This window comes from Streptomyces orinoci, from assembly GCF_003121295.1.
In the GTDB taxonomy this organism is placed as follows: domain Bacteria; phylum Actinomycetota; class Actinomycetes; order Streptomycetales; family Streptomycetaceae; genus Streptomyces; species Streptomyces orinoci.
In genome coordinates, this window is sequence record NZ_PHNC01000004.1 from 119916 (window position 1) to 144303 (window position 24388).

The 24388-nt window shown below is 72.7% G+C and carries 23 protein-coding genes and 1 riboswitch; of the genes, 9 read left to right on the forward strand and 14 right to left on the reverse strand.

The window, feature by feature from the left end:
* The first annotated feature begins 326 nt into the window (after positions 1 to 326).
* The 3 genes from CV755_RS01370 to CV755_RS01380 all read left to right on the forward strand — a co-directional run bounded on the left by CV755_RS01370 (position 327) and on the right by CV755_RS01380 (position 3496).
* Positions 327 to 1820 (forward strand): hypothetical protein, encoded by a 1494-nt coding sequence (locus CV755_RS01370; RefSeq protein WP_109278258.1) that lies wholly within the window; start codon positions 327 to 329, stop codon positions 1818 to 1820.
* A gap of 34 nt (positions 1821 to 1854) precedes the next feature.
* Positions 1855 to 2844, forward strand: coding sequence for an MsnO8 family LLM class oxidoreductase (locus CV755_RS01375; RefSeq protein ID WP_109278259.1), 990 nt, complete (start codon positions 1855 to 1857; stop codon positions 2842 to 2844).
* 139 nt (positions 2845 to 2983) lie between these two features.
* Complete coding sequence (locus CV755_RS01380; RefSeq protein WP_109278260.1) at positions 2984 to 3496, forward strand: SgcJ/EcaC family oxidoreductase; 513 nt, start codon at positions 2984 to 2986, stop codon at positions 3494 to 3496.
* Between the two features lie 12 nt (positions 3497 to 3508).
* Here the strand turns inward: CV755_RS01380 and CV755_RS01385 are convergent, their stop codons facing one another.
* From CV755_RS01385 to CV755_RS01400, 4 genes are all read right to left on the reverse strand, one after another.
* Positions 3509 to 4660 carry a TerD family protein gene (locus tag CV755_RS01385; protein WP_109278261.1) on the reverse strand — a complete coding sequence of 384 codons (1152 nt, stop codon included), beginning with the start codon at positions 4658 to 4660 and terminating at the stop codon, positions 3509 to 3511.
* Positions 4661 to 4784: 124 nt separating this feature from the next.
* Entirely contained in the window at positions 4785 to 5468 is a 684-nt protein-coding gene (locus tag CV755_RS01390) for a response regulator transcription factor (RefSeq protein ID WP_109278262.1), read from the reverse strand.
* Positions 5465 to 6712: a sensor histidine kinase gene (locus tag CV755_RS01395; RefSeq protein ID WP_338323614.1), complete on the reverse strand. Its 1248-nt coding sequence runs from the start codon at positions 6710 to 6712 to the stop codon at positions 5465 to 5467. The genes CV755_RS01390 and CV755_RS01395 overlap by 4 nt, the downstream gene beginning before the upstream one ends.
* On the reverse strand, positions 6709 to 7686 hold the full coding sequence (locus tag CV755_RS01400; RefSeq protein ID WP_109278263.1) for a hypothetical protein: 978 nt from the start codon (positions 7684 to 7686) through the stop codon (positions 6709 to 6711). Before CV755_RS01400 ends, CV755_RS01395 begins: the two co-directional genes overlap by 4 nt.
* 210 nt (positions 7687 to 7896) lie before the next feature.
* On the opposite strand from CV755_RS01400, the gene CV755_RS01405 reads away from it, so the two are divergent.
* From CV755_RS01405 to CV755_RS01415, 3 genes are all read left to right on the forward strand, one after another.
* A complete protein-coding gene (locus tag CV755_RS01405) occupies positions 7897 to 8919 on the forward strand; it encodes an acetylserotonin O-methyltransferase (RefSeq protein ID WP_241560897.1) in 1023 nt (340 codons plus the stop codon).
* Between the two features lie 53 nt (positions 8920 to 8972).
* Positions 8973 to 10049: an amidohydrolase family protein gene (locus CV755_RS01410; protein ID WP_109278342.1), complete on the forward strand. Its 1077-nt coding sequence runs from the start codon at positions 8973 to 8975 to the stop codon at positions 10047 to 10049.
* Between the two features lie 174 nt (positions 10050 to 10223).
* Positions 10224 to 11144, forward strand: coding sequence for an SCO1860 family LAETG-anchored protein (locus CV755_RS01415; RefSeq protein WP_109278264.1), 921 nt, complete (start codon positions 10224 to 10226; stop codon positions 11142 to 11144).
* 60 nt (positions 11145 to 11204) lie between these two features.
* Here the strand turns inward: CV755_RS01415 and cobC are convergent, their stop codons facing one another.
* The 3 genes from cobC to CV755_RS01430 form a co-directional block, all read right to left on the reverse strand.
* Positions 11205 to 12293, reverse strand: a complete 1089-nt coding sequence (gene cobC, locus CV755_RS01420; protein ID WP_109278265.1) for an Rv2231c family histidinol phosphate aminotransferase CobC — start codon at positions 12291 to 12293, stop codon at positions 11205 to 11207.
* 64 nt (positions 12294 to 12357) lie between these two features.
* Entirely contained in the window at positions 12358 to 12744 is a 387-nt protein-coding gene (locus CV755_RS01425) for a cobalamin biosynthesis protein (protein ID WP_109278266.1), read from the reverse strand.
* A 75-nt stretch (positions 12745 to 12819) separates the two neighbouring features.
* A complete protein-coding gene (locus CV755_RS01430; protein WP_153068550.1) occupies positions 12820 to 13479 on the reverse strand; it encodes a hypothetical protein in 660 nt (219 codons plus the stop codon).
* Between the two features lie 168 nt (positions 13480 to 13647).
* On the opposite strand from CV755_RS01430, the gene CV755_RS01435 reads away from it, so the two are divergent.
* Both CV755_RS01435 and CV755_RS01440 read left to right on the forward strand, forming a co-directional pair.
* Positions 13648 to 14160: an EF-hand domain-containing protein gene (locus CV755_RS01435; RefSeq protein WP_109278268.1), complete on the forward strand. Its 513-nt coding sequence runs from the start codon at positions 13648 to 13650 to the stop codon at positions 14158 to 14160.
* A 140-nt stretch (positions 14161 to 14300) separates the two neighbouring features.
* Entirely contained in the window at positions 14301 to 14963 is a 663-nt protein-coding gene (locus CV755_RS01440; protein WP_241560898.1) for a peptidylprolyl isomerase, read from the forward strand.
* On the opposite strand, the gene CV755_RS01445 is transcribed toward CV755_RS01440, so the two are convergent.
* The 7 genes from CV755_RS01445 to CV755_RS01475 form a co-directional block, all read right to left on the reverse strand.
* The gene (locus CV755_RS01445) at positions 14922 to 16310 is read right to left on the reverse strand and encodes a cobyrinic acid a,c-diamide synthase CobB (RefSeq protein ID WP_109278343.1); all 1389 of its coding nucleotides are present in this window, start codon (positions 16308 to 16310) and stop codon (positions 14922 to 14924) included. The two genes, CV755_RS01440 and CV755_RS01445, sit on opposite strands and share 42 nt — an antisense overlap.
* On the reverse strand, positions 16307 to 16906 hold the full coding sequence (gene cobO, locus CV755_RS01450; RefSeq protein WP_109278270.1) for a cob(I)yrinic acid a,c-diamide adenosyltransferase: 600 nt from the start codon (positions 16904 to 16906) through the stop codon (positions 16307 to 16309). The genes CV755_RS01445 and cobO overlap by 4 nt, the downstream gene beginning before the upstream one ends.
* On the reverse strand, positions 16906 to 19026 hold the full coding sequence (locus CV755_RS01455; protein WP_109278271.1) for a putative cobaltochelatase: 2121 nt from the start codon (positions 19024 to 19026) through the stop codon (positions 16906 to 16908). Before CV755_RS01455 ends, cobO begins: the two co-directional genes overlap by 1 nt.
* 185 nt (positions 19027 to 19211) lie before the next feature.
* Positions 19212 to 20720, reverse strand: coding sequence for a cobyric acid synthase (locus CV755_RS01460; protein ID WP_193553328.1), 1509 nt, complete (start codon positions 20718 to 20720; stop codon positions 19212 to 19214).
* A gap of 1 nt (position 20721) precedes the next feature.
* Complete coding sequence (locus CV755_RS01465) at positions 20722 to 21690, reverse strand: cobalamin biosynthesis protein (protein ID WP_109278273.1); 969 nt, start codon at positions 21688 to 21690, stop codon at positions 20722 to 20724.
* 121 nt (positions 21691 to 21811) lie between these two features.
* Positions 21812 to 21890, reverse strand: a riboswitch (cobalamin riboswitch).
* 182 nt (positions 21891 to 22072) lie between these two features.
* Entirely contained in the window at positions 22073 to 22276 is a 204-nt protein-coding gene (locus CV755_RS01470; protein ID WP_109278274.1) for a hypothetical protein, read from the reverse strand.
* Positions 22277 to 22287: 11 nt separating this feature from the next.
* Complete coding sequence (locus tag CV755_RS01475) at positions 22288 to 23568, reverse strand: inorganic phosphate transporter (RefSeq protein ID WP_109278275.1); 1281 nt, start codon at positions 23566 to 23568, stop codon at positions 22288 to 22290.
* A gap of 112 nt (positions 23569 to 23680) precedes the next feature.
* Between CV755_RS01475 and CV755_RS01480 the strand changes: the two genes are divergently transcribed.
* Positions 23681 to 24343, forward strand: coding sequence for a class II aldolase/adducin family protein (locus tag CV755_RS01480; protein WP_109278276.1), 663 nt, complete (start codon positions 23681 to 23683; stop codon positions 24341 to 24343).
* The last annotated feature ends 45 nt before the right edge of the window (positions 24344 to 24388 follow it).

The window sequence follows — 24388 nt, forward strand, 5'->3', positions numbered from 1 at the left end:
GAACAGGGGGCTCTGCCGGAATTCTGGCCGCTTCGACCGTACAGGTCTATTTACTTGTCGTTAGCCCATCGCTAAGCAGTGCTACGCGATTTCAAAGCCGTCGGCATACAGGTGTGTCGAAGCGGGATCCGCTTCTACGCGCATCAATCCCCGTTGCCGCCAGGGAAGTTGTCAAGGCTTCGCCCAGCTGCGCCCGCTGTCGGGTGCATCAGCCGAACGAGGCCCCGTCGAATCCGTCTAGGCTTGGCCGGGTGCGCACCCGCCCCACGGCCGGCGGGCGCCCGACATGCCTCCGCAATGCCGCCGCCACAAGGAGAAGCCCCCTCATGCCCGCAGACCGCCCCACCATGCCGCCGGTGCGGCTCCACTCCGACGCGGAGCTGGCGCGGGACGCACTCTCCGCGCCGCTGTTCGCCCGCGCCGTCCGGCTGGCCCGCTGGGCCGGCGAGGGCACCCCGGTGGGTGCGGGCGGCGAGCTGCTGTCCGATCAACTCCGCGTGGCCACCGAGCTGTTGGGCCTGGACAAGGAGGAGGACGGCCCCGCCTACACCGCCGAGGCCTGGCAGCTCGCCCTGGACACCGGCCTGGTGGACTTCACCGAGGACGAGGAGGCCGAGGCGGCCGGCGGCCCGTCCGACGAGCCCAGCGGCACCGCGACGGCCGGCGAGGAACTGGCCGGCCTCACCTCCGGCAGCCCGCAGGACGTTCTTGACCTGTGGCTGAGCGGCCTGGAGACGGTACTGGCCGACGCCGCCGCCCCCGACCTGGGCGACATCGTGGACCAGATCTCCGAGGGCGGCGACCTGGACCTGGACGCCATCGACTGGAACCCGGAGGAGGAGGCCGACTTCCTCGACGGCGTGCTGGGCAACCTCTATGTGCTCACCGCCCTGGGCGAGGGCTCGCCCGAGCGGCCCGTCCCGCTGCCCGCGCTGGCCGCCTCCATGATCGTCCCGGATGATATGGACGAGCCCACCGACGACATCCTGGAAGAGGTCTCGGACGCGATGATGCGCCTGGACGACCAGTTCCGGGTACTGGCCCCCACCGGCCTGCTGGATTACCAGCCGGTGGACGAGTCGCTGATCGAGGAGGTGGACGGCGAGGGCCATATCCGCGAGTCCGTGGACGGCGTCCCCTCCGGGCTGCCCGAGGAGGAGGACGTCACCCGCTACGGCATGGTCGCCCTCACCCCGCTCGGCGTCTTCGCGGTGCGCAACCGGATGCTGGAGGCCGGAGTGGACGCCCCCCTGGTCGGCGACCTCGCCGGCCGGGGCGCGGACGTCCTGCTGGCCGCCCTCCCGCACTACCCCGGCCCGGCCGCCCAGGCCGAGGCCGAGCTCTGGCTGGCCCGCCGCACCCCGCCGGACGCGGCCCGCGAGCTGCTCGCCGCGGCGCGCGGCGACGACGCGGACGCCCCGCTGCGCCGGCTGTCCTGCCAGCAGACCCTCTCCCTGCTGGGCGCCGAGGCCGCGCCCGCTCTGCGCGAGGTGCTGGACGACCTCCACCTGGGCGGACTGGCCCGGGTCTGGCTGGCCGAGACCGGCGCCACCGACATCCCCGAGCCCGGCGAGGCCATGGTCTTCTGGCTGACCATCGACACCATCGCCGCCCAGCTGGCGGTCGGCGGCGAGTCGGAGGAGCTGCGCGGCCTGGTGGAGGGCCTGGTCGGCCAGCACAGCGGCTTCCTGGACGCGGCCTGGCGGGTGGACCACCCCGCCACGGCGGAGGTGCTGGAGGCGATGGGCCGCCTGCACCCCGACAAGAAGGTGGCCAAGGAGGCCCGTAAGGCCGCCTACAAGGCACGCTCCCGCGGCTGAGGAATCTCCGGCGCCGCCCGGTGTTGTCACCAGGGTGATACCGCTATCGATACTCGACCGCTCCCTGGTGCGGCGGGGACAGCCGCCCGGCGAGGCCCTGCGCGAGACCGTACGGTTCGCCCGGCACGCCGAGGCGCTGGGCTACCGCCGCTTCTGGGTCTCCGAACACCATGGCGTCCCCGGCATCGCCGGTTCCGCCCCCACCGTGCTGGCGGCGGCCGTGGCCGCCGCCACCGAACGGATCAGGGTCGGCACGGGCGGGGTGATGCTCCCCAATCACCGCACCCTGCTGGTCGCCGAGCAGTTCGGCGTCCTGGAGTCGCTCTTCCCGGGCCGGATCGATATGGGCCTGGGCCGCTCGGTCGGCTTCACCGACGGCATCCGGCGCGCCCTGGGCACCGAGAAGTCCGCCATGGACGACTTCGGCGCCCAACTCGCCGAACTCCACGCCTGGTTCACCGATGGGCCGCGCCCCCACTCCCGGGTCCACGCCCGCCCCGCCGAGGGCCTGCGCCTCCCCGCCTTCGTCCTTGCCAACGACGCCGGCGCGCAGATCGCCGCCGAGGCGGGCGCCGCCCTGGTCATCGGCGGCCTGCGCCCCGACGCCCGTCTGCTCTCCGCCCTGGACCGCTACCGCTCCGCCTTCCGCCCTTCCGCCTGGTGGGACCGCCCCCAGGTGATCCTGGCCGGCGGCATCGCCGTCGCCGGCACCCCGGACGCGGCCCGCCGCCTGCTGGCCCCCGAGACCTGGTCCCTCGCCTACTCCCGCACCCATGGGGTCTTCCCGCCCCTGATCCCCGCCGAGGAGATCGCCCCCGAGTGCATGACGCGACGCGAGCGCGAGTTCTATGAGTCCGGGATGCGCGCACACCTCTATGGCACCGACACCCAAGTCGCCGCCGAACTGGACGACTTGCTCGCCGCGACCGCTGCCGACGAGCTCCTGCTCACCATGGGCGCCCATGACCGCGAGGCCCTGCTCACCTCCTGCGAGCGCCTGGCCGAACTGGCCGCGGCCGGATAACCACCGGTGGTGGGCCGGGTTTCCGCACCACTCCAGGCCCTCAAGTTGCGGAAACGCACCCTCATGGCCGCGCTCCGGGTGCCGAACGGCCGCGCCCCGGTGAGGCTGGGGGCACCCACAACGCAACAAGAGGTGCACGATGAGGCGTACGCACTCCCTCCGAGCCGCCCTCGCTCTCGCCGCGGTGCTCTGCGCGGGAATCGGACCGATCGCCGGGGCCGAGGCCGAGGCCGCGCGTCCGGCCGTGGTCCGGACCACGCAGCCGCCCAGCCGGGAGCGGATTGCGGCCCTCTTCGACCGGTGGAACGCGGCACTGCGCACCGGCGACGCCGAGCGCGTCGCGGACCTCTATGCCCGCGACGCGGTACTGCTGCCCACCGTTTCATCCAGGATCCGCACCAACCGGGCCGGAATCGTTGACTACTTCGAGCACTTCCTGCTGAGCAAGCCGGTGGGAAGGATTCAGGAGCGGTACATCAATGTGCTCAGCGACACCGCCGCCGTGGACACCGGCCTCTACCGGTTCACGCTGACCAACGAGGACGGCAGCACCTCACACGTCGATGCTCGCTACACCTTCGTCTATGTGCTGCGCGGCGGCCGGTGGCTGATCCTCAACCACCACTCCTCGGCGGTTCCGGCCGGGGACTGAGCAGCCGGTCCGCTACAGTGCCTCGCCTCCCGGCCTGACCAACTCCCGTGCGGTGCGGGCCTTGACGAACCGGCCGAGGGCCGTCATCTCCCACTCGCCCGAGTACTGGCGGATGAACTTGGCCATCAGCACACCGGTCGTGGGCTCCGAGCCGGTGAGGTCATAGCGGACCAGCTCCTCGCCGGTCTGGGCGTCCACCAGACGGCAGTAGGCCTTGGCCACATCGGTGAACTTCTGGCCGCTGAAGGAGTTGACCGTGAAGACCAGGCCGGTGACATTCGGCGGCAGGCCGCCCAGGTGGACGGTGATGGTCTCGTCGTCACCGGAACCCGCGCCGGTGAGGTTGTCCCCGGAGTGCTGGATGGCACCGTCGAGGATCATCAACTTGCCGAAGTAGCAGGTGTCAATGGGCCGGCGGTCCGGGCCATAGGCGATGACCGAGGCATCCAGGTCGATGGAGCGCCGGCCGTAGGCGGGCTCCCAGCCCAGGCCCATCCGCACCGAATGGGCCAGCGGCCGGCCGTTCTTGACCAGGGAGACGGTCTCGTTCTTGCGCAGGCTCACCCGGCCCTTGTCCAGGCTGACCTTGGCAGGGGCGGCAGCAGGAGCGGGCGGGGCCGGGGGTATGGGGGCGGCCACCGGGGCGGGTTCCCCCGCCGGTTCCCCCGCCGGTTCCTCCACCGTGACACCGAAGTCCGTGGCGATACCGGCCAGACCGTTGGCATAGCCCTGCCCCACCGCGCGCAGCTTCCACGCCCCCGCGCGCCGGTAGAGCTCCACCACCACCAGGGCCGTCTCGGTGCCCAGCCGCGGCGGGGTGAAGGTGGCCAGCACGGCGCCGGTGGCGGTGTCCCGGACGGTCGCGGTGGGCTCCGTGCCCGCGAAGTTGCCGCCAGGGCCGTCCAGGCTGGCGGTGACCACCACCTTGTCGATGGCGGCGGGCACGGCCGCGGTGTCCACACTGATCGCATCCGGGACACCGGCGGACGCCGAGCGGTGGGCCACCCCCGGCCCGTTGGGCTGGTTGTAGAAGACGAAGTCGTCGTCGGAGCGCACCTTGCCGTCGGCGGTGAGCAACAGGCCCGATACGTCGAGCCGCACAGGGGCGGTGACGTCCACCGTCACACAGGTGGCGGGAAGCGGGATATTCGAGCCGGGTGTCATAGCGGTCATGCCCCGGGTAACGCATGGCTCCCCTTTACGGTTCCATGACCCTACGCGCCGCGCTCGGCGCCGGATTTCCTTTGCGGTTCGGTGCGAAGCGGCAAAGGAAATCCGACGCCGAGTGTCAGGACACCGGCTTGGGAGTGATGAAACCGCAGTCGTAGGCGGCGATCACCGCCTGGGTGCGGTCGCGTACGCCCAGTTTGGCGAGCACCCCGGCGACATAGGTCTTGACCGTGGCCGCGCCCAGGAAGAGCCGTTCGGCGATCTCCGCGTTGGACAGGCCCAGGGCCATCAGCCGCAGTACCTCCGCCTCCCGCTCCGACAGCCTGGCGCGGAGTTCCGCGGCGCGGGCGTCGGTGGCGCGGCGGCCGGCGTGGGCGGCGGCCAGGTTGCGTACCGCGGCGGGGAAGAGCAGCGAGTCGCTGCGGGCCACCAGGCGTACCGCATGCACCAGTTCGGCCGGTTCGGCGCGTTTGAGGAGGAAGCCGGAGGCGCCCGCGTGCAGGGCCTCATAGACATAGCTGTCGTTCTCGAAGGTGGTGACCACGATGACGCGCGGCGGCCGGTCCATGGTGGCCAGGATCTGCTCGGTGGCCCGGATGCCGTCCACATCGGGCATCCGTACGTCCATCAGCACGATGTCCGGCCGGAGTTGGCGGGTGACGGAGACCGCCTCGGCGCCGGTGGCCGCCTCGCCGACGACCTCCAGCCCCTCCTCTGCGCCGAGGATGACACGCAGCGCGGTGCGGATCATCCGCTCGTCGTCGGCCAGGACGATACGCAGGGCGGAGTCGGAGCCGGTCATCGGGTGGTTCCCTTCAGGGGCAGGTGGACGGTCAGCTGCCAGGTGTCGTCCCGTTGGCCCGCGGTGCTGCTTCCGCGCAGCAGGGTGGCGCGTTCGGCTATGCCCGCCAGGCCCCGGCCGCCGCCCTGGCGGCGGTGGCCGGGGCCCGGGGTGAGGGGATTGCGCACGGTGACCTCCAAGTTGTCGTCGTCCATGTCGATCCGCAGTTCCACCGGCACCGGGCCGGCATGGCGCAGGGCGTTGCCCAGCCCCTCCTGGACGATCCGGTACGCCTCCCGGGAGACCACCGGCGGCAGCCGGTCCAGGGGCCGGCCGGTGGTGGTGAGGGTGACCGTGCTCCCGGCCGCGCGGGTACGGGCCAGCAGGCCGTCCAGCTCGGCCAGGGTGGGGGCGGGGGCGGCGGAGGCGGGGCCGTCCTCGCGCAACAGGCCCAGCACGGTGTCCAGTTCGCCGACCGCGTTCCGGGTGGTCTGCTCGATGGCGGCCAGCGCCTCGCGGGCGAAGGCCGGATCGGAGTCCAGGACAGTGCGGGCCGCGCTCGCCTGCAGCAGTACCGCGCTGAGCGCGTGTCCCACCGAGTCATGCAGCTCACGGGCCAGCCGGTTGCGCAGGGCCAGCTGGTGGGCGCGGTGTTCGGCCTCGGCCAGCCGGTCGGCGGCGCTGGGGCCGAGCAGCCGGGGCGCACAGCGGGCCAGTACGGTGCCGGCCGCCCAGGGGGCGGCGATCAGCAGTGCCAGCAGGGCCAGGCCGGACAGGGGTGCCAGCAGGGTCAGCCAGGGGCCCTGGGCCCAGTGCGCCCAGGGCATGGCGCGAAGGGTGTCACCATGGCCGGTCAGCGGCAGGGCGATCAGTGCCACCGCACCCGGCGGCCCGGCCAGTGCCATACCGCTGACAATGCCGCCCAGGAGGACATGCAGGGTGAAGTAGAGCGCGGGCCGGGTCCGTTCGCCCCAGGTGTCGGCGGGGCCGGTGGCCAGTTCGCCGTCGGGTGCGGTCAACGCCCGGGCGGCGGTGGCCTCCAGCGGCCGGACCAATGGGAAGAGCAGTGCGGACAGAGCCGCCAGCGGGACGGCCACCAGCAGGGCGGAGAGCTGGAAGACGGCGGTGCCCAGGAGCCCGGTGCCGGGCGCCAGTGCGAAGGACAGCAGGACCGTGGCCAGGAGGTAGTAGGGCATCAACAGGGCGCCGCCCAGGAGGAGATGCACCCAGCGCAGCCGGGCCTGTGACCCCAGTATGGCCCTCACGGGGTACCGGCGGGGGTCGGGCGCCGGGCCAGGAAGGAGAAGAGGGCCCAGGCCAGCAGGAGTCCGATCAGCATCTGCACAGAGTAAGTGGCGATGGGAAGGGGGGTGATGATGTGGTCCTTGGAAGGGGAGGTGACGAGGGTGGAGAGGAGCATCCAGGCACCCCAGCAGCTGAGCGCGGCCGATCCGATGCCGGTCAGCAGCAGCGGCAGGCGCAGCGGAAGGTACCTGCCCCGGAGGAGCAGCAGCACACCGGCCAAGGTCAGGGCGGAGAACAGCACATAGCCCGACTCCACGATGGTGAAGTCGGTGCCGCGGGCCGCGGACGGGAGGCCGGTGCGCAGCCCGCAGGCCCACAGCAGATGGACGGTGGCGGGCAGCAGGGTCAGCAGGCCGGCGGTGCGGAAGGCGGCCAACTGCGCCGCGGAGGGCGGGAGTCGGTCCGGTGCGCCGATGGGGCCTCGCCAGAGCCGGCCCCAGCGGTCGCGGGCGTAGCGGAGGAACAGGGTGCCCAGGGTGAGGCCCTGGATGATGAATCCGGTGTAGACCACCGTGAACACCCAGTCGTCCAGGAACGGTTGGCCGGAGGCATGGGCGGGGGTGGCCAGGCCCAGGGCGCGGGCGAGCAGTTGTACCGGGAAGCCGTACATGATCTGGGCCAGCAGGCCCACCGCGTTCCACATGGGCAGCAGAAGCAGCCAGGCGGGCACCCGGCGGCCCCAGGGGCGGGTGAGCAGCAGGGCGAGCACCACCACACAGGCGTCCATCAGCACCGTCACCGCGTTGCCGTAGACCATCACCGTACGGTTGGTGCGCAGCGGGCTGCCCGGCGGGACGCCGACCCGGCTGCCGCAGATCCAGGCGAGCTTGAGCACCAGGTAGGGGACACAGGCGGCGGTGGCCACGGCCCGCAGGACGGCGAGCGGCGAGGGGCGGGCGGATACCCGGGGGGTCAGGGGCAGCGGACGGTTCATGGCAGCAGCCTCGCCCGGCCGGGCGGCCGGCCGCTTCGGCCGTGCAGAGGAGCGGCCTCCGCCGTGCGGTGGAGGCGGGTCCGGCTATGGACGAACGGCGGGTGATGGGCCATTAATGATCACGTGACCACCAGTGATGCTTCTCATCCTCACCGGCAAACGGATCCCGGCCGTCAGGGTTCCCGTTCCGCAGCGCAGGACCGTCCTCCGGTGTCGGGCGCACCCGTCGGGGTGGACGGGATACTGCGCCTCGCCATGGGCTTCCAGGCATCGAAGGTGCTGCTCACGGCAGTCCGGCTGGGGCTGTTCACCGAGCTCGCCGAAAAGCCGCTGGACTGCGAGGAGTTGCGCACCCGGCTCGGTCTGCACCCCCGCGCCGCCCGCGACTTCTTCGATGCCCTGGTGGCGCTGGGCCTGCTGGAGCGTTCCGGCGATCCCGAGGGTGTCTATGCCAACACCCCCACCACGGACCGTTATCTGGACCGCGCCAAGGACACCTATCTCGGTGGATTCCTGGAGATGGCGGACAGCAGACTCTATGGGTTCTGGGCGTCGCTGGGGGAGGGGCTGCGCACGGGCAGGCCGCAGAACGAGATATCGGACGGCGGCGGGCTCTTTGACACCATCTACCGGGATCCCGCCCGGCTGGCCGGGTTCCAGCGGGCCATGACCGGGCTGTCGCTGCGTTCCGCGCACGCCCTGGCCGAGGCGCTGGACTGGACGGCGTACCGCACCGTCGCCGACATCGGCTGTGCCGAGGGCGCGCTGCTCAGCCATCTGCTGCACCGGCACCCGCACTTGCGCGGCACCGGCTTCGACCTGCCCGCCGTGCGGGACAGCTTTGCGGACCATCTGCGCCGGCACGGCCCGGCGGGCCGGCTGTCCTTCGCGGCCGGTGACTTTCTCACCGGGCCGCTGCCCCGGGCCGAGGTGCTGCTCTTCGGCCACATCCTGCACAACTGGGACCTGCCCACCAAGCGGATGCTGCTGGCCAAGGCGTACCGCAGCCTGCCCGAGGGCGGCATTGTGGTGATCTACGAGAGCCTGATCGACGATGACCGGCGGGAGAATGCGACGGGGCTGCTGATGAGCCTGAACATGCTGATCGAGACGCCGGGCGGCTTTGACTACACCGGGGCCGACTGCCGGGCCTGGCTGGCCGAGGCGGGGTTCCGGGAGAGCCGGGTGCAGCATCTGGCGGGCGCGGAGTCCATGGTCGTCGGCCGTAAGTGACACTGGTCGCAGGGCCACCAGCGAGGAGAGCGGGAGAGCGAGTGACGGGCGAGGTGCTGCGGATCAAGGGCCGGGTGCTCATCGGGCCGGAGGAGGTACGGGACGAGGCGTGGGTGGTCGGCGGACGGCTCACCTTCGACCCGCCGGCGGGGGCGCGCCAGGTGACCACCGTCGAGGGCTGGGCGCTGCCCGGTCTGGTGGACGCGCACTGCCATGTGGGTCTGGACGCCCATGGGGCGGTGGACCGGGACACCACCGAGAAGCAGGCGCTGACCGAACGGCACGCGGGGGCACTGCTGCTGAGGGATGCGGGCTCGCCCTCGGACACCCGCTGGATCGACGACCGGGAGGATCTGCCGCGGATCATCCGGGCGGGCCGGCATATCGCCCGTACCAAGCGCTATATCCGCAACTACGCCCATGAGATCGAGCCGGAGGATCTGGTGGCCTATGTGGCGCGCGAGGCGCGCCGGGGCGATGGCTGGGTCAAGCTGGTGGGTGACTGGCTCGACCGGGAGACCGGCGATCTGTCCTTTGTCTGGCCCCGGGGCGCGGTGGAGGCGGCCATCGCGGAGGCGCACCGGCTGGGGGCGCGGGTGACCGCGCACTGCTTCGCCGAGGAGTCGCTGGCGCCGCTGGCCGAGGCGGGGATCGACTGTGTGGAGCACGCCACCGGGCTGACCGAGGAGACCATTCCGCTCTTCGCCGAGCGGGGGATAGCCATTGTGCCGACCCTGGTCAATATCGGCACCTTCCCGGAGCTCGCCGCCCGCGGGGAGGGCAAGTTCCCGCGCTGGGCGGAGCATATGCGCTCGCTGCACGCCCGGCGCTATGCGACGGTGGGCGCCGCCTATGACGCCGGGATCGAGGTCTATGTCGGTACCGACGCGGGCGGTTCGCTGGCCCATGGCCTGGTGGCGCGGGAGGTGGCGGAGCTGGTCAAGGCGGGGCTGCCGGCCAACGCCGCGCTCCGGGCCGCCTCCTGGGGCGCCCGGCGGTGGCTGGGCCGCCCGGGGCTGGAGGAGGGCGCCCCGGCGGACCTGGTGGTCTACGGCGAGGACCCGCGGGCGGATGTCCGGGTGCTGGGCGCACCGCGACGGGTCATTCTCCGGGGACGTGTGGTGAGTTGAGCGACTGCTGAATCGAATGCGGTGCCGAATCCCCCTCTTTGGAGTGAACTGACGCTGGTTCAGGGGTAGTTCACTCTTCCGTGGCCGACCATTGCGTGGTCGATGCCGGCGGCGCGCGATGTCCCCCATGGGCGCGCCGGCGGCTCCTTTCTCCATGTAAGGGTTCCCACACACGTGTTCAGCACCAGCAATGCCTCCTTCGGCATGCCCGTACGCGCTCTCACCGCCCTCGGTACCGTGGGCGCGCTTGCCCTGGGCACCGCCCCCGCCGCCCATGCCACGGGCGAGCGCGGACGCTCCGGCGCGGTCGTCCTGCGCACCGGGCTCGATGTCGCCCTGCTCGGCCGGTCCGTCCATGTCCCGCTGAACGCCTCGCTCAACGAGGTGAGCGCGCCCGCCAGTGGTGAGCGCAAGGCCCTGTCCGTCACCCTGGACGGTGCCCAGCAGGGCCGCCCCATCGAGGTGTTGCGCGCCGACGCCGCCACCGCCCGGGCCACCGCCGACGCGCACTCCGCCCGGGGCTATGCCAACCTGGTGCACGCCAGGGTGCATCTGCCCGGGCTGCCGCTGCTCTCCCTGATCGAGGTGGACCAGGTCACCTCGGAGGCGGACTGCCGGGCGGGCCACCAGCCGGCCGCCCACTCCCAACTGCCCGGCTCGGTCACCGTCCTGGGCAAGAAGGTCACCGTCGGCGCCAATGGCACCACCAAGGTGGACGTACCCGCCGTCGGCGAGGTCCGGCTGGACCTCGCCAGGACCGCCACCACCTCCCGCACCGCCGCCGCCACCGCGCTCGAGCTCTCCGTCTCGGTCAACCCCTTGAAGCTGGGCGTGGCCGAGGTCCATGGCACGGTGACCCTGGCCCGGGCGACCTGCGAGTCACCGGCCGCCCCGGCCGCCAAAACCGGCTCCTCCGACACCAGGGGCACCCAGCTCAAGCCGCAGACCGTCGCCGACAAGACCGTGCCCAAGAACCACCTGGCCCAGACCGGCGGCTCCTCCGCCACGCCCTGTATCGCCGCCGCGGCCGGGCTGTTGGTGGTGGGCGGCGGCGGTGCGCTGCTCGTCTCCCGGCGGCGGAGGGACGCGGCGTAAACGTCGCTGGGGATGGGTGCGGCGAGTGTCCGGGAGACCGCGCGGCCCGGCCCGGCCGCCTCACCCGGCGGGCTCGCCACCGCCTGACGGGGCGGGGGAGGACATCGCCTTCGCCAGGGCTGCCGCGAACTTGTCCGTGGTGGCCCGGTCCCGTACCGCCAGCCGCAGATAGTCCGGGCCCAGGCCCGGGAAGGTGTCACCGCGCCGCACCGCGAAACCCAGGCCGCGCAGCCGCACCCGCACCGCGTCCGCGCCCGGCAGCCGGACCAGGACGAATGGCCCGGCCGCCGGGGTGTGGACGGTGAGGTCGCCGAACTCGCCCAGCCGTGCCACCAGATGCTCCCGCTCGGCCGCGATCCGGTGCGCGGCATGCGCCGCCTCGGCCAGCGCCCGGGGGCCGCTGCACGCCTCGGCGGCGGCCAGCGCGGGCGAGGACACCGGCCACAGCGGCTGCGCCCGCTCCAGCCGGGCGATGGTCCCGGGCGAGGCCAGCACATAGCCGATCCGCAGCCCGGCCAGCCCCCAGGTCTTGGTCAGCGAACGCAGCACCACCAGGCCGGGCAGATCGGTCCGGGCCGCCAGCGACTCGCCCTCGCCCGGCACCGCGTCCATAAACGCCTCGTCCACTACCAGGGTCCGCCCCGGCCTGGCCAGCCGGGCCAGCGCGGTGGCCGGATGCAGCACGGAGGTGGGATTGGTGGGATTGCCGACCACCACCAGATCCGCGTCCCCCGGCACGGCCCGGGGGTCCAGCCGGAAGCCGTCCGCGGCATCGAGCAGCACCCGCTCCACCGGGTGCCCGGCATCCCGCAGGGCCGCCTCCGGCTCGGTGAACTGCGGATGTACCACCACGGGCCGCCGGGCCGGAAGTGCCCGGGCGATCAGGACAAACGCCTCCGCCGCCCCGGCCGTCAGCAGCACCCGCTCCTCCGGCAGTCCATGCCGCGCCGCCACCGCCCGCCGCGCGGCCCGCCCGTCCGGATAGGCGGCCAGCCCGTCCAGCGACGCGGCTATCCGCTCGCGCAGCCACACCGGGGGTGTGCCCTGCCGCACATTGACCGCCAGATCGGCCAACTCGGCGCCCTTGCCGCGGACTTCGGCATCGCCATGGTGGCGCAGATCCAGGTCGGACTCGGTGGGTATCGCCATGCTGGGGTCTTTCTCGGGCGGCGGCCGGACAGGGAAACGGTATCGGTCCGGGCCGGCCCGCCGCTCAGCCGGGCTCCCGGGCGATGGCGCAGGTGGCCCGGGGGGACTTCCGCTTCCCCACCACCAGCACGGCCCCGGCCCCCGCGGACCGCAGCGCCGCCGCCTCCGCCACGCTCCCGGTGCCCACGGCGGCCCGTGCCGTCGCCGACGGGTGCGGTACGGCCACCGAGTCCAGCTCCGCCGCCGGATACGCCCGCACCGGCACCCCCAGCTCCGCCGCCGCCGAGCGGAGGCCGGGCTCCCCGGCCTTGCCCTCCGCGGTCGCCAGGGCGGCGATCACGCCGGGTCCGGCGTCGGCGAGGGTCCGCCGGACAAGGTCCAGCACCTCCTCGGCGGTGACCCCCCGCCGGGCGCCGATGCCCAGGTGGAGGCGAAGGGGGCTGTGCTGCAATTCCGGGCTCCTTCGAGATGTACGCCGGGCAACCCTAAGGCCGGCCCTGCGCACGCCCCCAGCCGCATATGAGGGCTACGGCAGAATCTCCAGCTGGACACCGGCCTCAGTGCTGCGGATGCCGGACGTCAGGCAGTCCATGGGCAGTTGGCGGGGCGGGGCGGATACGGTCCGCCGTACCGGGTGCCCGGCGCCGAGTCCTTTGACCACCCGGCCTGATTGCAGAACGGCCACCGGGCCCCCGGCCCGGGCGGTGATGACAGCGTCCAGGGCGATCAACGACCACCGGCCGTCGGCATACCGGACGGTTTCCCTGCCGTCGGCGTTGGACGAGGAGGCGCAGGAAGCCGGTGCGGGGGAGGAGTCGAAGGAACTGGTGGCAGCGAGGGTCCGGCCCGGGCCGGTGGTGCACTCGTACCGCAGGTCGGCATGGACCCGGGTCGGCCGGGACCGCAGGGTCAGCGGCGGGTCGTAGTGGCTGATGGAATGGCCGGTGCAGGTGACGGCCCCGTCCCCGCCGGTCAGCCCGTCCCCACCGGTCAGGGCATGGCCGGCCGGTGCCCATACCAACGACGAGATCATCAGCGCCAGGGACCCCAGCGTCACCGCGGTGCCGCGCATCCGGAACACATCTCCTCCAACCAACTCATCGGCAGCTGCCGTCACTTGACTGCCCATGGCCGCGTCGGTCACCCAGGCGCCATGGAGCAGCACCCGGCGCGCACCCGCTCGCACGCGCGCTCCAACGCGCTACCGCTTCTGCCCACCCCGCACATTTCCGGGAGCCCTGCGAGGCGCGGTGCGGGCGGGGGTAGGAAGGACGGGACGAGCGGGGGTGCTCGTCGAGTCGGAAGCGACTTGGGTGAGTTGAGAGCGAGTTGAGAGCAAGTGGGAGGAAAACGAGTGGACCGTACGACCACCACAGCCGCCACCGCCACCCGGCGGGTCTTCGCGATGATGGACCTGGACGGGGACGGTGTCATCTCGGCACAGGACTATCTCTCCCGGATCGACCGGGTGGTCGGGGCGACGGGGCGCACCGAGGACGACGCGCTGGTCATCACCGCCCGCGCGGAGGGCGCCAAGGCCTGGCGGGCGATGGACGCGAACGCGGACGGACGGCTGACCTTCGAGGAGTACGACGCATGGGTGGACGGTGAGAAGTTCGACAACATCTGCCGCTTCGCGCTGGGCTCGCTGTTCGACCTCGTGGACGCCGATGGGGACGGGGCGCTGAACCGGGACGAGTTCACCACCCTGCGTACCGCGCTGAACAATCCGCCCGGCAATGCCAAGGCCGCGTTTGACGCGCTGGACGCCGATGGTGACGGTCTGGTCGCCCGCGGCGCCTATCTGGCGGCGATCCGTGCCTATGTGGTGGGCGACAACTCCCCCATGGGCGAGGCGCTGTACTGAGGTTCCCGGCCATGTACTGAGGTTCCCGGCCACCGGAAGTTCCGGGCGCCCGGGGGATTGCCTGTGGGCTCCATCGGCGGCAAGCTGCCGAGCCGTTGTACCGATGCCCGCCGGTAATGCCCTACGAAGGGAACCGTCCAGTGTCCCGTAAGCCATATGCCCTGCTCGCCGCCGCCGCGCTGCTTCCGCTCGGCGCCGCCGCCCAGGCCGCGGCGGCCACCCAGCCCCCGCCCGCGCAGCCGGCCGCCTGCACCTACACACCCGCCGTCCCCGCGGACAACTTCAAGGGGATACCGGTCTTCGACCCGGCCAAGGCCGCCAAGCCCTATAGAGCCACCCTGCGCACCAACCAGGGCGCCATCACCTTCCGGGCGCTGACCGACAAGGCGCCGTGCACCACCTATTCCTTCAAGTTCCTGGCGCAGCACGCCTACTTCAACCGCACCCACTGCCACCGGCTCACCACCAAGGGCATCTATGTGCTGCAGTGCGGCGACCCGACCGGCACCGGCAGCGGGGGGCCCGGCTATTCGTTCCCCGATGAGAACCTGGCCGGGGCCACCTATCCGGCGGGGACGGTGGCGATGGCCAATGCCGGGCCCAACACCAATGGCAGCCAGTTCTTCTTTGTCTGGAAGGACACCAAACTGCCGCCCGCCTATACGCCGTTCGGCAAGGTGACCGGCGGCCTCAAGGTGCTGCAGAAGATCGCGGCGGGTGGCGAGGACGACCAGAACGGGCCCGGTGACGGGTTCCCGAAGCTAGCGGTCAACATCAAGCGCGTGCATATCGTGTCCCGCTAGCGAGGCAAGGGCCGCATTGGCGACCAGGCGCCGGGGAAGTTCCGGCGCACCGGCCCAGTGGAGGTGGAGATAGGAGGCGTGTACGCCGCCCTGGGCGAAGCCCTCCACACCGCGCCGGGGGTGGGTGACGCCCCAGGCGGGGGACGGGCCCGCGCCCGGGGTGGTCATGGTGCGGTGGAACTCATGGCCGCGTACCCGGGTCCCGGCGGCCGCGAGGGCGTTGTCGGTGAGGGCGACCGCCTCGCGGTAGCCAAGGGTGAGGCGCTGCGACATCACGGCGTCGGCTGCCAGGACGCCGCACATCGGCTTGCCGTCGAGTGAGCGGGAGAGATAGAGCAGGCCCGCGCACTCGGCCACAATGGGCGCCCCGCTCGCCGCCAGCCGGGAAACCTCCCCGCGCAGCGGCTCATTGGCGGACAGTTCCGGGGCGTACACCTCGGGGAAGCCGCCGCCGATGACCAGGCCGGAGGTGCCGGGGGGAAGCGATTCATCGTGCAGCGGGTCAAAGGGGACGACCTCTGCGCCCGCCGCCGTCAGCAGTTCGGTGTGCTCGGCATAGGAGAAGGTGAAGGCGGGGCCGGCGGCCATGGCGATCACCGGGGTGGCGGGGGCGGTGGAGGGCGCCGGTTCCCAGGCCGGGCCGGGCAGCGGGGGCGCGCTGCGGGCCAGGGCCAGCAGGGCGTCCAAGTCGCAGCCGGTACGTACCTGTTCGGCCTGGGCGGCCACCGAGTCCAGGGCGTCCATACGCCGTTCGGCCACCGGGACCAGGCCCAGGTGGCGGCTGGGTACGGAGATGGCCGGGGCGCGGCGCAGCACGCCCAGCACCGGTACCCCGGACTCCTCCAGGGCCTCGCGGAGCAGCGCCTCATGACGGTCGGAGGCGACCTTGTTGAGGATGACGCCCGCCACCCGCACCTCCGGGTCCCAGGAGGCGAAGCCATGCACCAGGGCCGCCACCGAGCGGGACTGCGAGGAGGCGTCCACCACCAGCACCACCGGGGCGCGCAGCAGCTTGGCGACATGGGCGGTGGAGGCCAGTTCACCCTGGCCGGCGGCCCCGTCGAAGAGGCCCATCACGCCTTCCACAATGGCGAGTTGGCAGCCCGCCGCGCCATGGAGGAAGAGGGGGGCGATACGGTCCGGGCCGCAGAGGTAGGCGTCCAGGTTGCGGCCCGGCCGGCCGGTGGCCAGGGCGTGGTAGCCGGGGTCGATGTAGTCGGGGCCCACCTTGTGCGGGGAGACGGCCAGCCCCGCGTCGGCGAAGGCCCGCATCAGCCCGGTGGCCACCGTGGTCTTGCCGCTGCCGGACGCCGGGGCGGCGATGACCAGACGAGGTACGTTGCTCACCACTCGATGCCCCGCTGGCCCTTCTGGCCGGTGTCCATGGGGTGCTTGACCTTGGTCATATCGGTGACCAGATCGGCGAAGTCCTGGAGCTTTTCCGGGGCGTTGCGGCCGGTGATGACCACATGCTGGGTGCCGGGACGGTCCCGCAGGACGGAGATCACCTCATCGGTGTCGATCCACCCCCAGTGCAGGGGGTAGGCGAACTCGTCCAGGACATAGAGGCGGTAGGTCTCGGCGGCCAGGTCGCGCTTGACCTGCTCCCAGCCCTCGCGGGCCTTGTCCTCATTGCTGATCTCGGCATCCCGCTGGATCCAGGACCAGCCTTCGCCCATCTTGTGCCAGGTCACCGAGCCGCCCTCGCCGGAGTCGCCCAGCACCTTGAGGGCCCGCTCCTCGCCGACCCGCCACTTGGCGGACTTCACAAACTGGAACACCCCGACCGGCCAGCCCTGGTTCCAGGCCCGCAGGGCCAGGCCGAAGGCGGCGGTGGACTTGCCCTTGCCGGTGCCGGTGTGGACGAACACCAGCGGGCGGTTGCGGCGCTGGCGGGTGGTGAGTCCATCCTCGGGTACCACCAGCGGCTGTCCCTTGGGCATTACGCGGCCCTCCTGTCTGCACAAATGTCTGCACGAACGGTCCGTACCAGCGCGGAGACATGCTCCGCGCGCAGTTCCTCCAGGGTCACCACCGGGCCGCGCAGTTCGCGGCCCAGTTCGGCGGCCAGCCCCAGGCGCACCGGGCCGGACTCGCAGTCCACCACCACCGAGGCGACACCCTGTCCGGCCAGCAGCCGGGCCGCCTGCTGCGCCCGGGGCAGCGGGTCCGCGCCCCCGGTGGCCCGGCCGTCCGTCACCACCACCAGCAGCGGACGGCGGGAGGGGTCGCGCAGCCGCTCCACCCGCAGCACCTCATGGGCCCGGAGCAGGCCGGCGGCCAGCGGGGTGCGGCCCCCGGTGGGCAGCCGGTCCAGCCGGGCCGCGCCGGTGTCCACCGAGGAGGTGGGCGGCAGCGCCACCTCGGCACCGGCGCCCCGGAAGGTGATCATCCCGATTTTGTCGCGGCGCTGGTAGGCGTCCAGCAGAAGGGAGAGCACGGCGCCCTTGACGGCGCTCATCCGCTTACGGGCGGCCATGGAGCCGGAGGCGTCCACCACGAACAGCACCAGGTTGCCCTCGCGGCCCTCGCGGACGGCCTCGCGCAGGTCATCGCGGCGGACGACCAGTCCGGGACCGGAGCGGCCACGGGCCCGCTGGTGCGGGGCGGCGGCCTGTACCGTCGCCGCCAAGTGGAGCCTGGTGAGGGCGCCTTGGGGGCGGCGTGCGCCGGTGGTGCGGCCATGGGCGGTACGAGCGCGCGAGCGCCGCCCGGCGGCGCCCTCGCCCAGGCCGGGGACGTCGAACTTCCGGGTCCGGAAGGGGGTGGCGGCGGCTACGGGCGGTGCCTCGGGGGCGGGGGTGCCGGTTGCCTGTGGGTGGTGGTTCGCGGGGGTGGTCTCCTCCGTGGCGGTGGAGTCCTCCCGCTGGGGCGGGAGTTGGGGGGCGGGAGGCTCGACGGGAGCCTGGTCGCGATGCGGGGGCCGGCCACCGCCGGGGCCGTTGGGGTCGTCAGGGCCGTCGCCGTCGGGGCCGTCGGGGCCGGGGCCCTGGGGGTCCGGATCGTCGTCCTCGTTCGCTTCGTTCGCCTCGGGCTCTTCGTGCTCTTCGTCCTCGAACTGGCCCAGGATTTCATCCAGTTTGGCCTCGTCCAGGCCGGGGGCGTCAAAGGGGTTGCGCCGGCGGCGGTGCGGGAGCGACAGCAGGGCTGCCTGGCGTACGTCCTCGGTGGTGACCTCTGTGCGCCCGGCCCAGGCGGCCAGGGCGGTGGCGGTGCGGGCGGTGACGATGTCGCCGCGCATACCGTCCACTTCGAAGCCGGCGCAGACGGCGGCGATCCGGCGCAGGGCACCATCGCCGAGCCGTACCCTCGGCAGCATGGCGCGGGCGGCGGCGATGCGCTCACGCAAGGCGTCTTCCTCGGCGGCCCACTTGGCGGCGAAGGCGGCCGGGTCCTCGTCATGGGCGAGGCGGCGGCGGACGACCTCCACCCGCTCGTCGGGCTCGCGGGAGGCGGCGACCTCGACGGTAAGGCCGAAGCGGTCCAGGAGTTGGGGGCGGAGTTCGCCTTCCTCCGGGTTCATGGTGCCCACCAGGAGGAAGCGGGCGGAGTGGCGGACGGAGACGCCCTCGCGCTCCACATGGGAGGCGCCCATGGCGGCGGCGTCCAGCAGGGAGTCGATCAAGTGGTCCCCGAGCAGATTGACTTCGTCCACGTAGAGGACGCCTCGGTGTGCGTCGGCCAGCAGGCCGGGCTCGAAGGCCTTGACTCCCTCGGCGAGGGCGCGCTCGATATCGAGCGCGCCGACCAGGCGGTCCTCGGAGGTCCCGACGGGGAGTTCGACCATGCGGGCCGGTCGCGCGGTGCGCTGCGGGGTGCCGTGTGGGCCGTCGGGGCAGGTCGCGTCCGGTGCGGACGGGTCGCAGGAGAAGCGGCAGCCGGCGACGACGGCGATCTCGGGGAGCAGGGCGGCGAGTGCTCGTACGGCCGTGGACTTGGCGGTTCCTTTTTCACCACGGACCAGGACGCCGCCGATGGCGGGGGAGATGGCGTTGAGGAGGAGGCCCAGCCGCATGTCGGACATGCCGACGATGGCGGTGAAGGGGTAGGTGGGAGTGGGCATTTGGTTGGGTTCCTCCTGGGTGGTGGGTTGCTGTGGGGGGATGTGGCCCCGGTCCCGCCCTTTCACCGTTTCTCTGGGGGCTCCGCCCCCATGCCCCCGGGTTCGCTTTCGTCCGCGGGCCGATGGGAACTGCGCGAACGGCCACGGACGGCCCGCAGCCGAAAACGCACTTCACCGTGGCCCGCTCACGGCGCGCCCGGCGGGATGAAGGGCGCGCCGGCCACCGGCATCCCCTCCTCTATCAGGCGCAACAGCGCGCCCGTGTCCGCGTGTTGCTCGATGAGATCGCCGAGGCGGTCCAACTGCTCCTCGCGCAACGCCGCGAAGCTGGTGTCCGGGGCGGGGACAAAAGACCGTCCCGCCTGGTCCGCCACCCGGCGCAGGAACGCCCGCCGGAAGCCGTCGCTCTCCAGGGAACCATGCCAGTGGGTGCCCCATACCGAGCCGACCCGGCAGCCGTCCAGGAAGGCTTCCCCGCCCAGGACTTCGGCCACGCCATGGTGGATCTCATAGCCCGCCACGGGCTCGCCGAGGGCCGAACCCACCGGGCGGGCCAGGGTCTTGCCGGGTGCGAAGCGGATCCGTACCGGCAGCAGGCCGAGGCCGTCCACCACGCCCGCCCGGGACTCCACCTCGTCCTCGATGCGTTCGCCCAGCACCTGGAAGCCGCCGCAGATGCCCAGTACCGGGCGGCCCTCGGCGGCGCGGCGGGCCAGCGCGTCGGCCAGGCCGCGTTCGCGCAGCCAGGACAGGGCGCGTACGGTGCCGCGGGTGCCGGGGATCACGGCCAGGTCGGCGTCGGCCAGTTCCTCGGGGCGGTCCACGAACCGTACGATCACGCCGGGTTCGGCGGCCAGCGCATCCACATCGGTGAAGTTGGACATCAGAGGGATGGCGCAGACCGCGACGCGCAGGACATCACGGCCGTGCGGCGGGGCGACCACCGATTCGCGGACCGCGCCGCGCAGCGACACCCTCAGCCCGTCCTCCTCGTCGATGCCCAGGCCATGGGCGAAGGGCAGTACCCCGAAGGTGCGGCGGCCGGTGAGGCCGCGCAGCATCTCCAGTCCGGGTTCGAGGAGGGTGACATCACCGCGGAACTTATTGACCAGGTAGCCCGCTATCAGCGCCTGGTCCTCGCGGGAGAGCAGGGCGGTGGTGCCGAAGAAGGAGGCGAAGACCCCGCCGCGGTCGATGTCGCCGACCACCACCACGGGCAGCCGGGCGGCCCGGGCGATGCCCATATTGACGATGTCGCTGCGGCGCAGGTTGATCTCGGCGGGGCTGCCGGCGCCCTCGCAGATCACCGCGTCATGGGTGCGGCGCAGTTCGGCCAGGCACTCGGTGACGGTGCCGAACAGCTGCTCCTGGCGCCCGGCGTGGTAGCCGCGGGCGCTCAACTCGCCCACCGGCTTGCCCATCAGCACCACCTGGCTGCTGCGGTCACCGCCGGGCTTGAGCAGCACCGGGTTCATCAGGGCCGAGGGCTCCACCCGGGCGGCGGCCGCCTGCATGGCCTGGGCGCGGCCTATCTCGGCGCCCTCCCGGGTGACAAAGGAGTTCAGCGACATGTTCTGTGCCTTGAAGGGCGCCACCTTGACGCCCTTGCGGGCCAGCCAGCGGCAGATGCCGGCGGTCACCACGCTCTTTCCGGCGTCGGAGGTGGTGCCCGCCACCAGCAGGCCGCCGCCCAACTCAGCCACGATTCCTCCCCTTTACAGTCTTCCGCAGCAAACTGCCCATTCCACGGGCCGATATGGCGGTGGCCAGGGCCAGCGCCGAGACCCGGCGGGAGAGCCGGACGGCGCGTTCGATGTCGGTGACGGCGACCGGGCGGTTCTCCGCGCCCAGTACGGGGCGGTGCTCGACGCGGCCCGCATAGGCCAGGGTGCCGCCCAGGCGTACGCCCAGGGCGCCCGCGAATGCGGCTTCCACCGGGCCCGCGTTGGGGCTGGGGTGGCGGCCGGCGTCGCGGCGGGCCACCCGCCAGGCGCCGCGCGGGTCGGGTCCGGCGAGGACGGCCAGCGCGGCGGTGAGCCGGGAGCCGGGCCAGCCGGCCAGGTCGTCCAGGCGGGCGGAGGCCCAGCCGAAGCGGCGGTAGCGCGGCGACTTATGGCCCACCATGGCGTCCAGGGTGTTGACCGCGCGGAACCCGGCCAGCCCGGCGGAGCCGGCCAGCGCGCCCCAGACCAGGGCGCCGACCACCGCGTCGGAGGTGTTCTCGGCCACCGACTCCACCACGGCGCGGGCGATCTGGTCCGCGTCCAGGGCCTGGGGGTCGCGGCCGCAGAGGTGGGGGAGGCGGGCGCGGGCGGCCGCCAGGTCGCCGTGCTCCAGCGCCCGGCCGATGGCGCGGGCCTCCCGGCCGAGCGAGGTGCCACCGAGCACCGCCCAGGTGGTGGCGGCGGTCAACGCCGTGGCAGCGGCGGGGGATTGGCGTATGGCGCGGGCGAGCAGGGCGGCGGACAGGGTGGCGGTGCCGGCGCAGAGCAGGGTGTGCAGGGCGCCGGCCGCGCGGTCGTCGCGCCACAGGCGGCGTTCCACGCCGAGCGCGGCACGGCCGAAGGCGGCCACGGGGTGGCCCCGGCGGGGGTCGCCGAGGGCGAGGTCGCCGAGGAAGCCGAGGGTCGCGCCGCAAGCGAAGGTGAGGGAGTCGGCGCGCATGGGTCAGCCGGTGGTGCTCCGGCGGGTGCGCGATGCGCTGGGCAAGGGGCGGCTTCGGCCGGGCATGGCTGATGTGTCCTCACTCAGGGTCCGCGCCCTGGCTCGACGTGACCGGCGACGAGAGTTCCTGGCTTCCGGGGAGGGTTCGGGGTTCCCCGGTGACAGTGGCGGGACCGCGCCGGATTCGCACCGGCTTCCTCTGGGCTGTCGCCGTTTGGCTTCGGCAGTCCACCATGGGGAGTTGGGGGGCGTCAACTTTGTACGGTGCCCCCGTCGCGGGGAACTGCGCGAGCAACCACCGACGGCCCGCACCAGGTCACGATGCCCGTGCGGGTCCGCAGTGGCTGGTCGCGCAGTTCCCCGCGCCCCTGTCGGGGCGTCCTTACTTGCCCACGATGAGGACGATCCCGTACGCGACCGCCGCCGCGCAGAGCGCGTAACAGGCGTACGCACCGGCGCGCGCCGCCACGCTCCGGGAGGAGCCGGAGGTGCCGACGATCCCCAGGGTGAAGACACCCACCAGTCCGACCGTCATCAGGACGCTGACGCCGAAGACCTGCCCGAGGGCTACCCAGTCGATGTGCATGGACGATTCCTTCAGCTCGCGGCCGCGGCCGGCTCGGCGGGGGTGACAGGGGCGACGGTCGCGACGGAGGCGACCGGCGCGGCAGCGGCCAGCGGACCCGCCGATGGGGGTCCCCCCGCGCCGTTCAGGCGTGGGGGAGGCGCGACGGCCTGCATCGCGGCGGTCACCACACCCGCGGGCTCGGCCGGAGCCGTGGCGTTGACGTTCTCGGAGGTGACCGGCTTGCGGCGGGAGGCCATCCAGATGGCGCCGCTGACGCCCAGGCCGAGGACGGCCACGGCGGCCACGCCCCAGCTGCCCTGGTCGGCCAGCAGTGCCGCGCCGCCGGAGACCAGACCGGCCGCGGGCAGGGTCAGGCACCAGGCGATGACCATGCGGCCGGCGGTGGACCAGCGCACCACGCCGCCCTTGCGGCCCAGGCCGGCGCCCATCACGGCGCCGGAGCAGACCTGGGTGGTGGAGAGCGCGAAGCCGATGTGCGAGGAGGCCAGGATCACCGTGGCGGCACCGGTCTGGGCGGCGAAGCCCTGGGCCGGGCGGATGTCGGTGAGGCCCTTGCCGAGGGTCTGGATGATCCGCCAGCCGCCCAGGTAGGTGCCCAGCGCGATGGCCAGGCCGGCCGAGACGATGACCCACAGCGGCGGGTCGGAGTGCGGGGCGATGACGCCGCCGGTGACCAGCGCCAGGGTGATCACACCCATGGTCTTCTGGGCGTCGTTGGTGCCGTGGGCCAGGGAGACCAGCGCGGCCGAGGCGATCTGCCCGGCCCGGTAGCCCTTGGCGGTCTCCTTCTCGTCACGGCCCCGGGAGAGCCGGTAGGTGAGCCGGGTGGCGGCCGTGGCGGCGACACCGGCCACGATCGGGGCGGCCACGGCGGGGATGACGACCTTCATCACGATGGCGTCACCGTGGACGCCGTGCGTACCGACCGAGACCAGGGTGGCGCCGATCAGACCGCCGAAGAGGGCGTGCGAGGAGCTGGAGGGCAGGCCCGCCAGCCAGGTCAGCAGATTCCAGACGATGGCACCGACCAGTCCGGCGAAAATCACCTCTGGTCTGACGCCGGCCTTCTCGTCGATGATTCCCCCGGAGATCGTCTTGGCGACCTCCACGGAGAGGAAGGCGCCGACGAGGTTGAGCACCGCCGACATGGCCACCGCGACCTTGGGCTTCATGGCCCCGGTGGAAATGGTGGTGGCCATCGCGTTGGCCGTGTCGTGGAAGCCGTTCGTAAAGTCGAACACCAAGGCCGTGACGATCACGATCCCGATGAGAAGCGTGATGTGTTCCATTCACCCAGGCAATCAGTCCGGTGGTCAGTACGCGGCGACCGTAAGGAGCCTTGGTGAACGGAAGGTGAACTGAGACGGGACCGACGATGACGCGAACCGGAGGCGGCAGCCGATGAGGGGTGGCACGGAAGACCGGGACATCCCGGCGCTCTGGACGGAAGTGCTGGCCACGGCCCGTCGCACCGCCTCCGAGGGGCTGGTGGTGGGCACCTCCGGCAATGTCTCGGCCCGGCTGGGCGACATGATTCTCATCACGCCCAGCGGGATTCCCTACCACCGGCTCGGCCCCGGGGATGTGACCGCCGTGGACCTCGACGGCCGCCAGGTGCTGGGCAGCCTCACCCCCACCAGCGAGCTGCCGCTGCACCTGGCCGTCTACCGGGCCACCGACGCGGCCGCCGTGGTGCACACCCACGCGGTGCACGCCACCGCCGTCTCCACCCTGGTCGAGGAGGTGCCGCTGGTCCACTACATGGCGGGCGCCCTCGGCGGCCCGGTGCGGGTGGCCCCGTACGCCCTGTACGGCAGCGAGGAACTGGCGGCCGGCGCGCTGCGGGCACTGGACGGGCGGACCGGCTGCCTGCTGGCCAACCACGGCATGCTCACCTACGGCGCCGGCCTGGAACAGGCCTATGACCGCACCGCCCAGCTGGAGTGGATGTGCAGGGTCTGGCTCACCGCCGCCGCGGTGCCCGGCCGCACCCCCGCCCTGCTCACCCCCGAGCAGCTGGCCGCCGCCACCGGCAAGCTGCGCGGCTACGGACAGCGCGGCTGAGCGGCGGAGGTCTCCCGGGTGGCAGCGGGCGCCCACCGCCCCGAG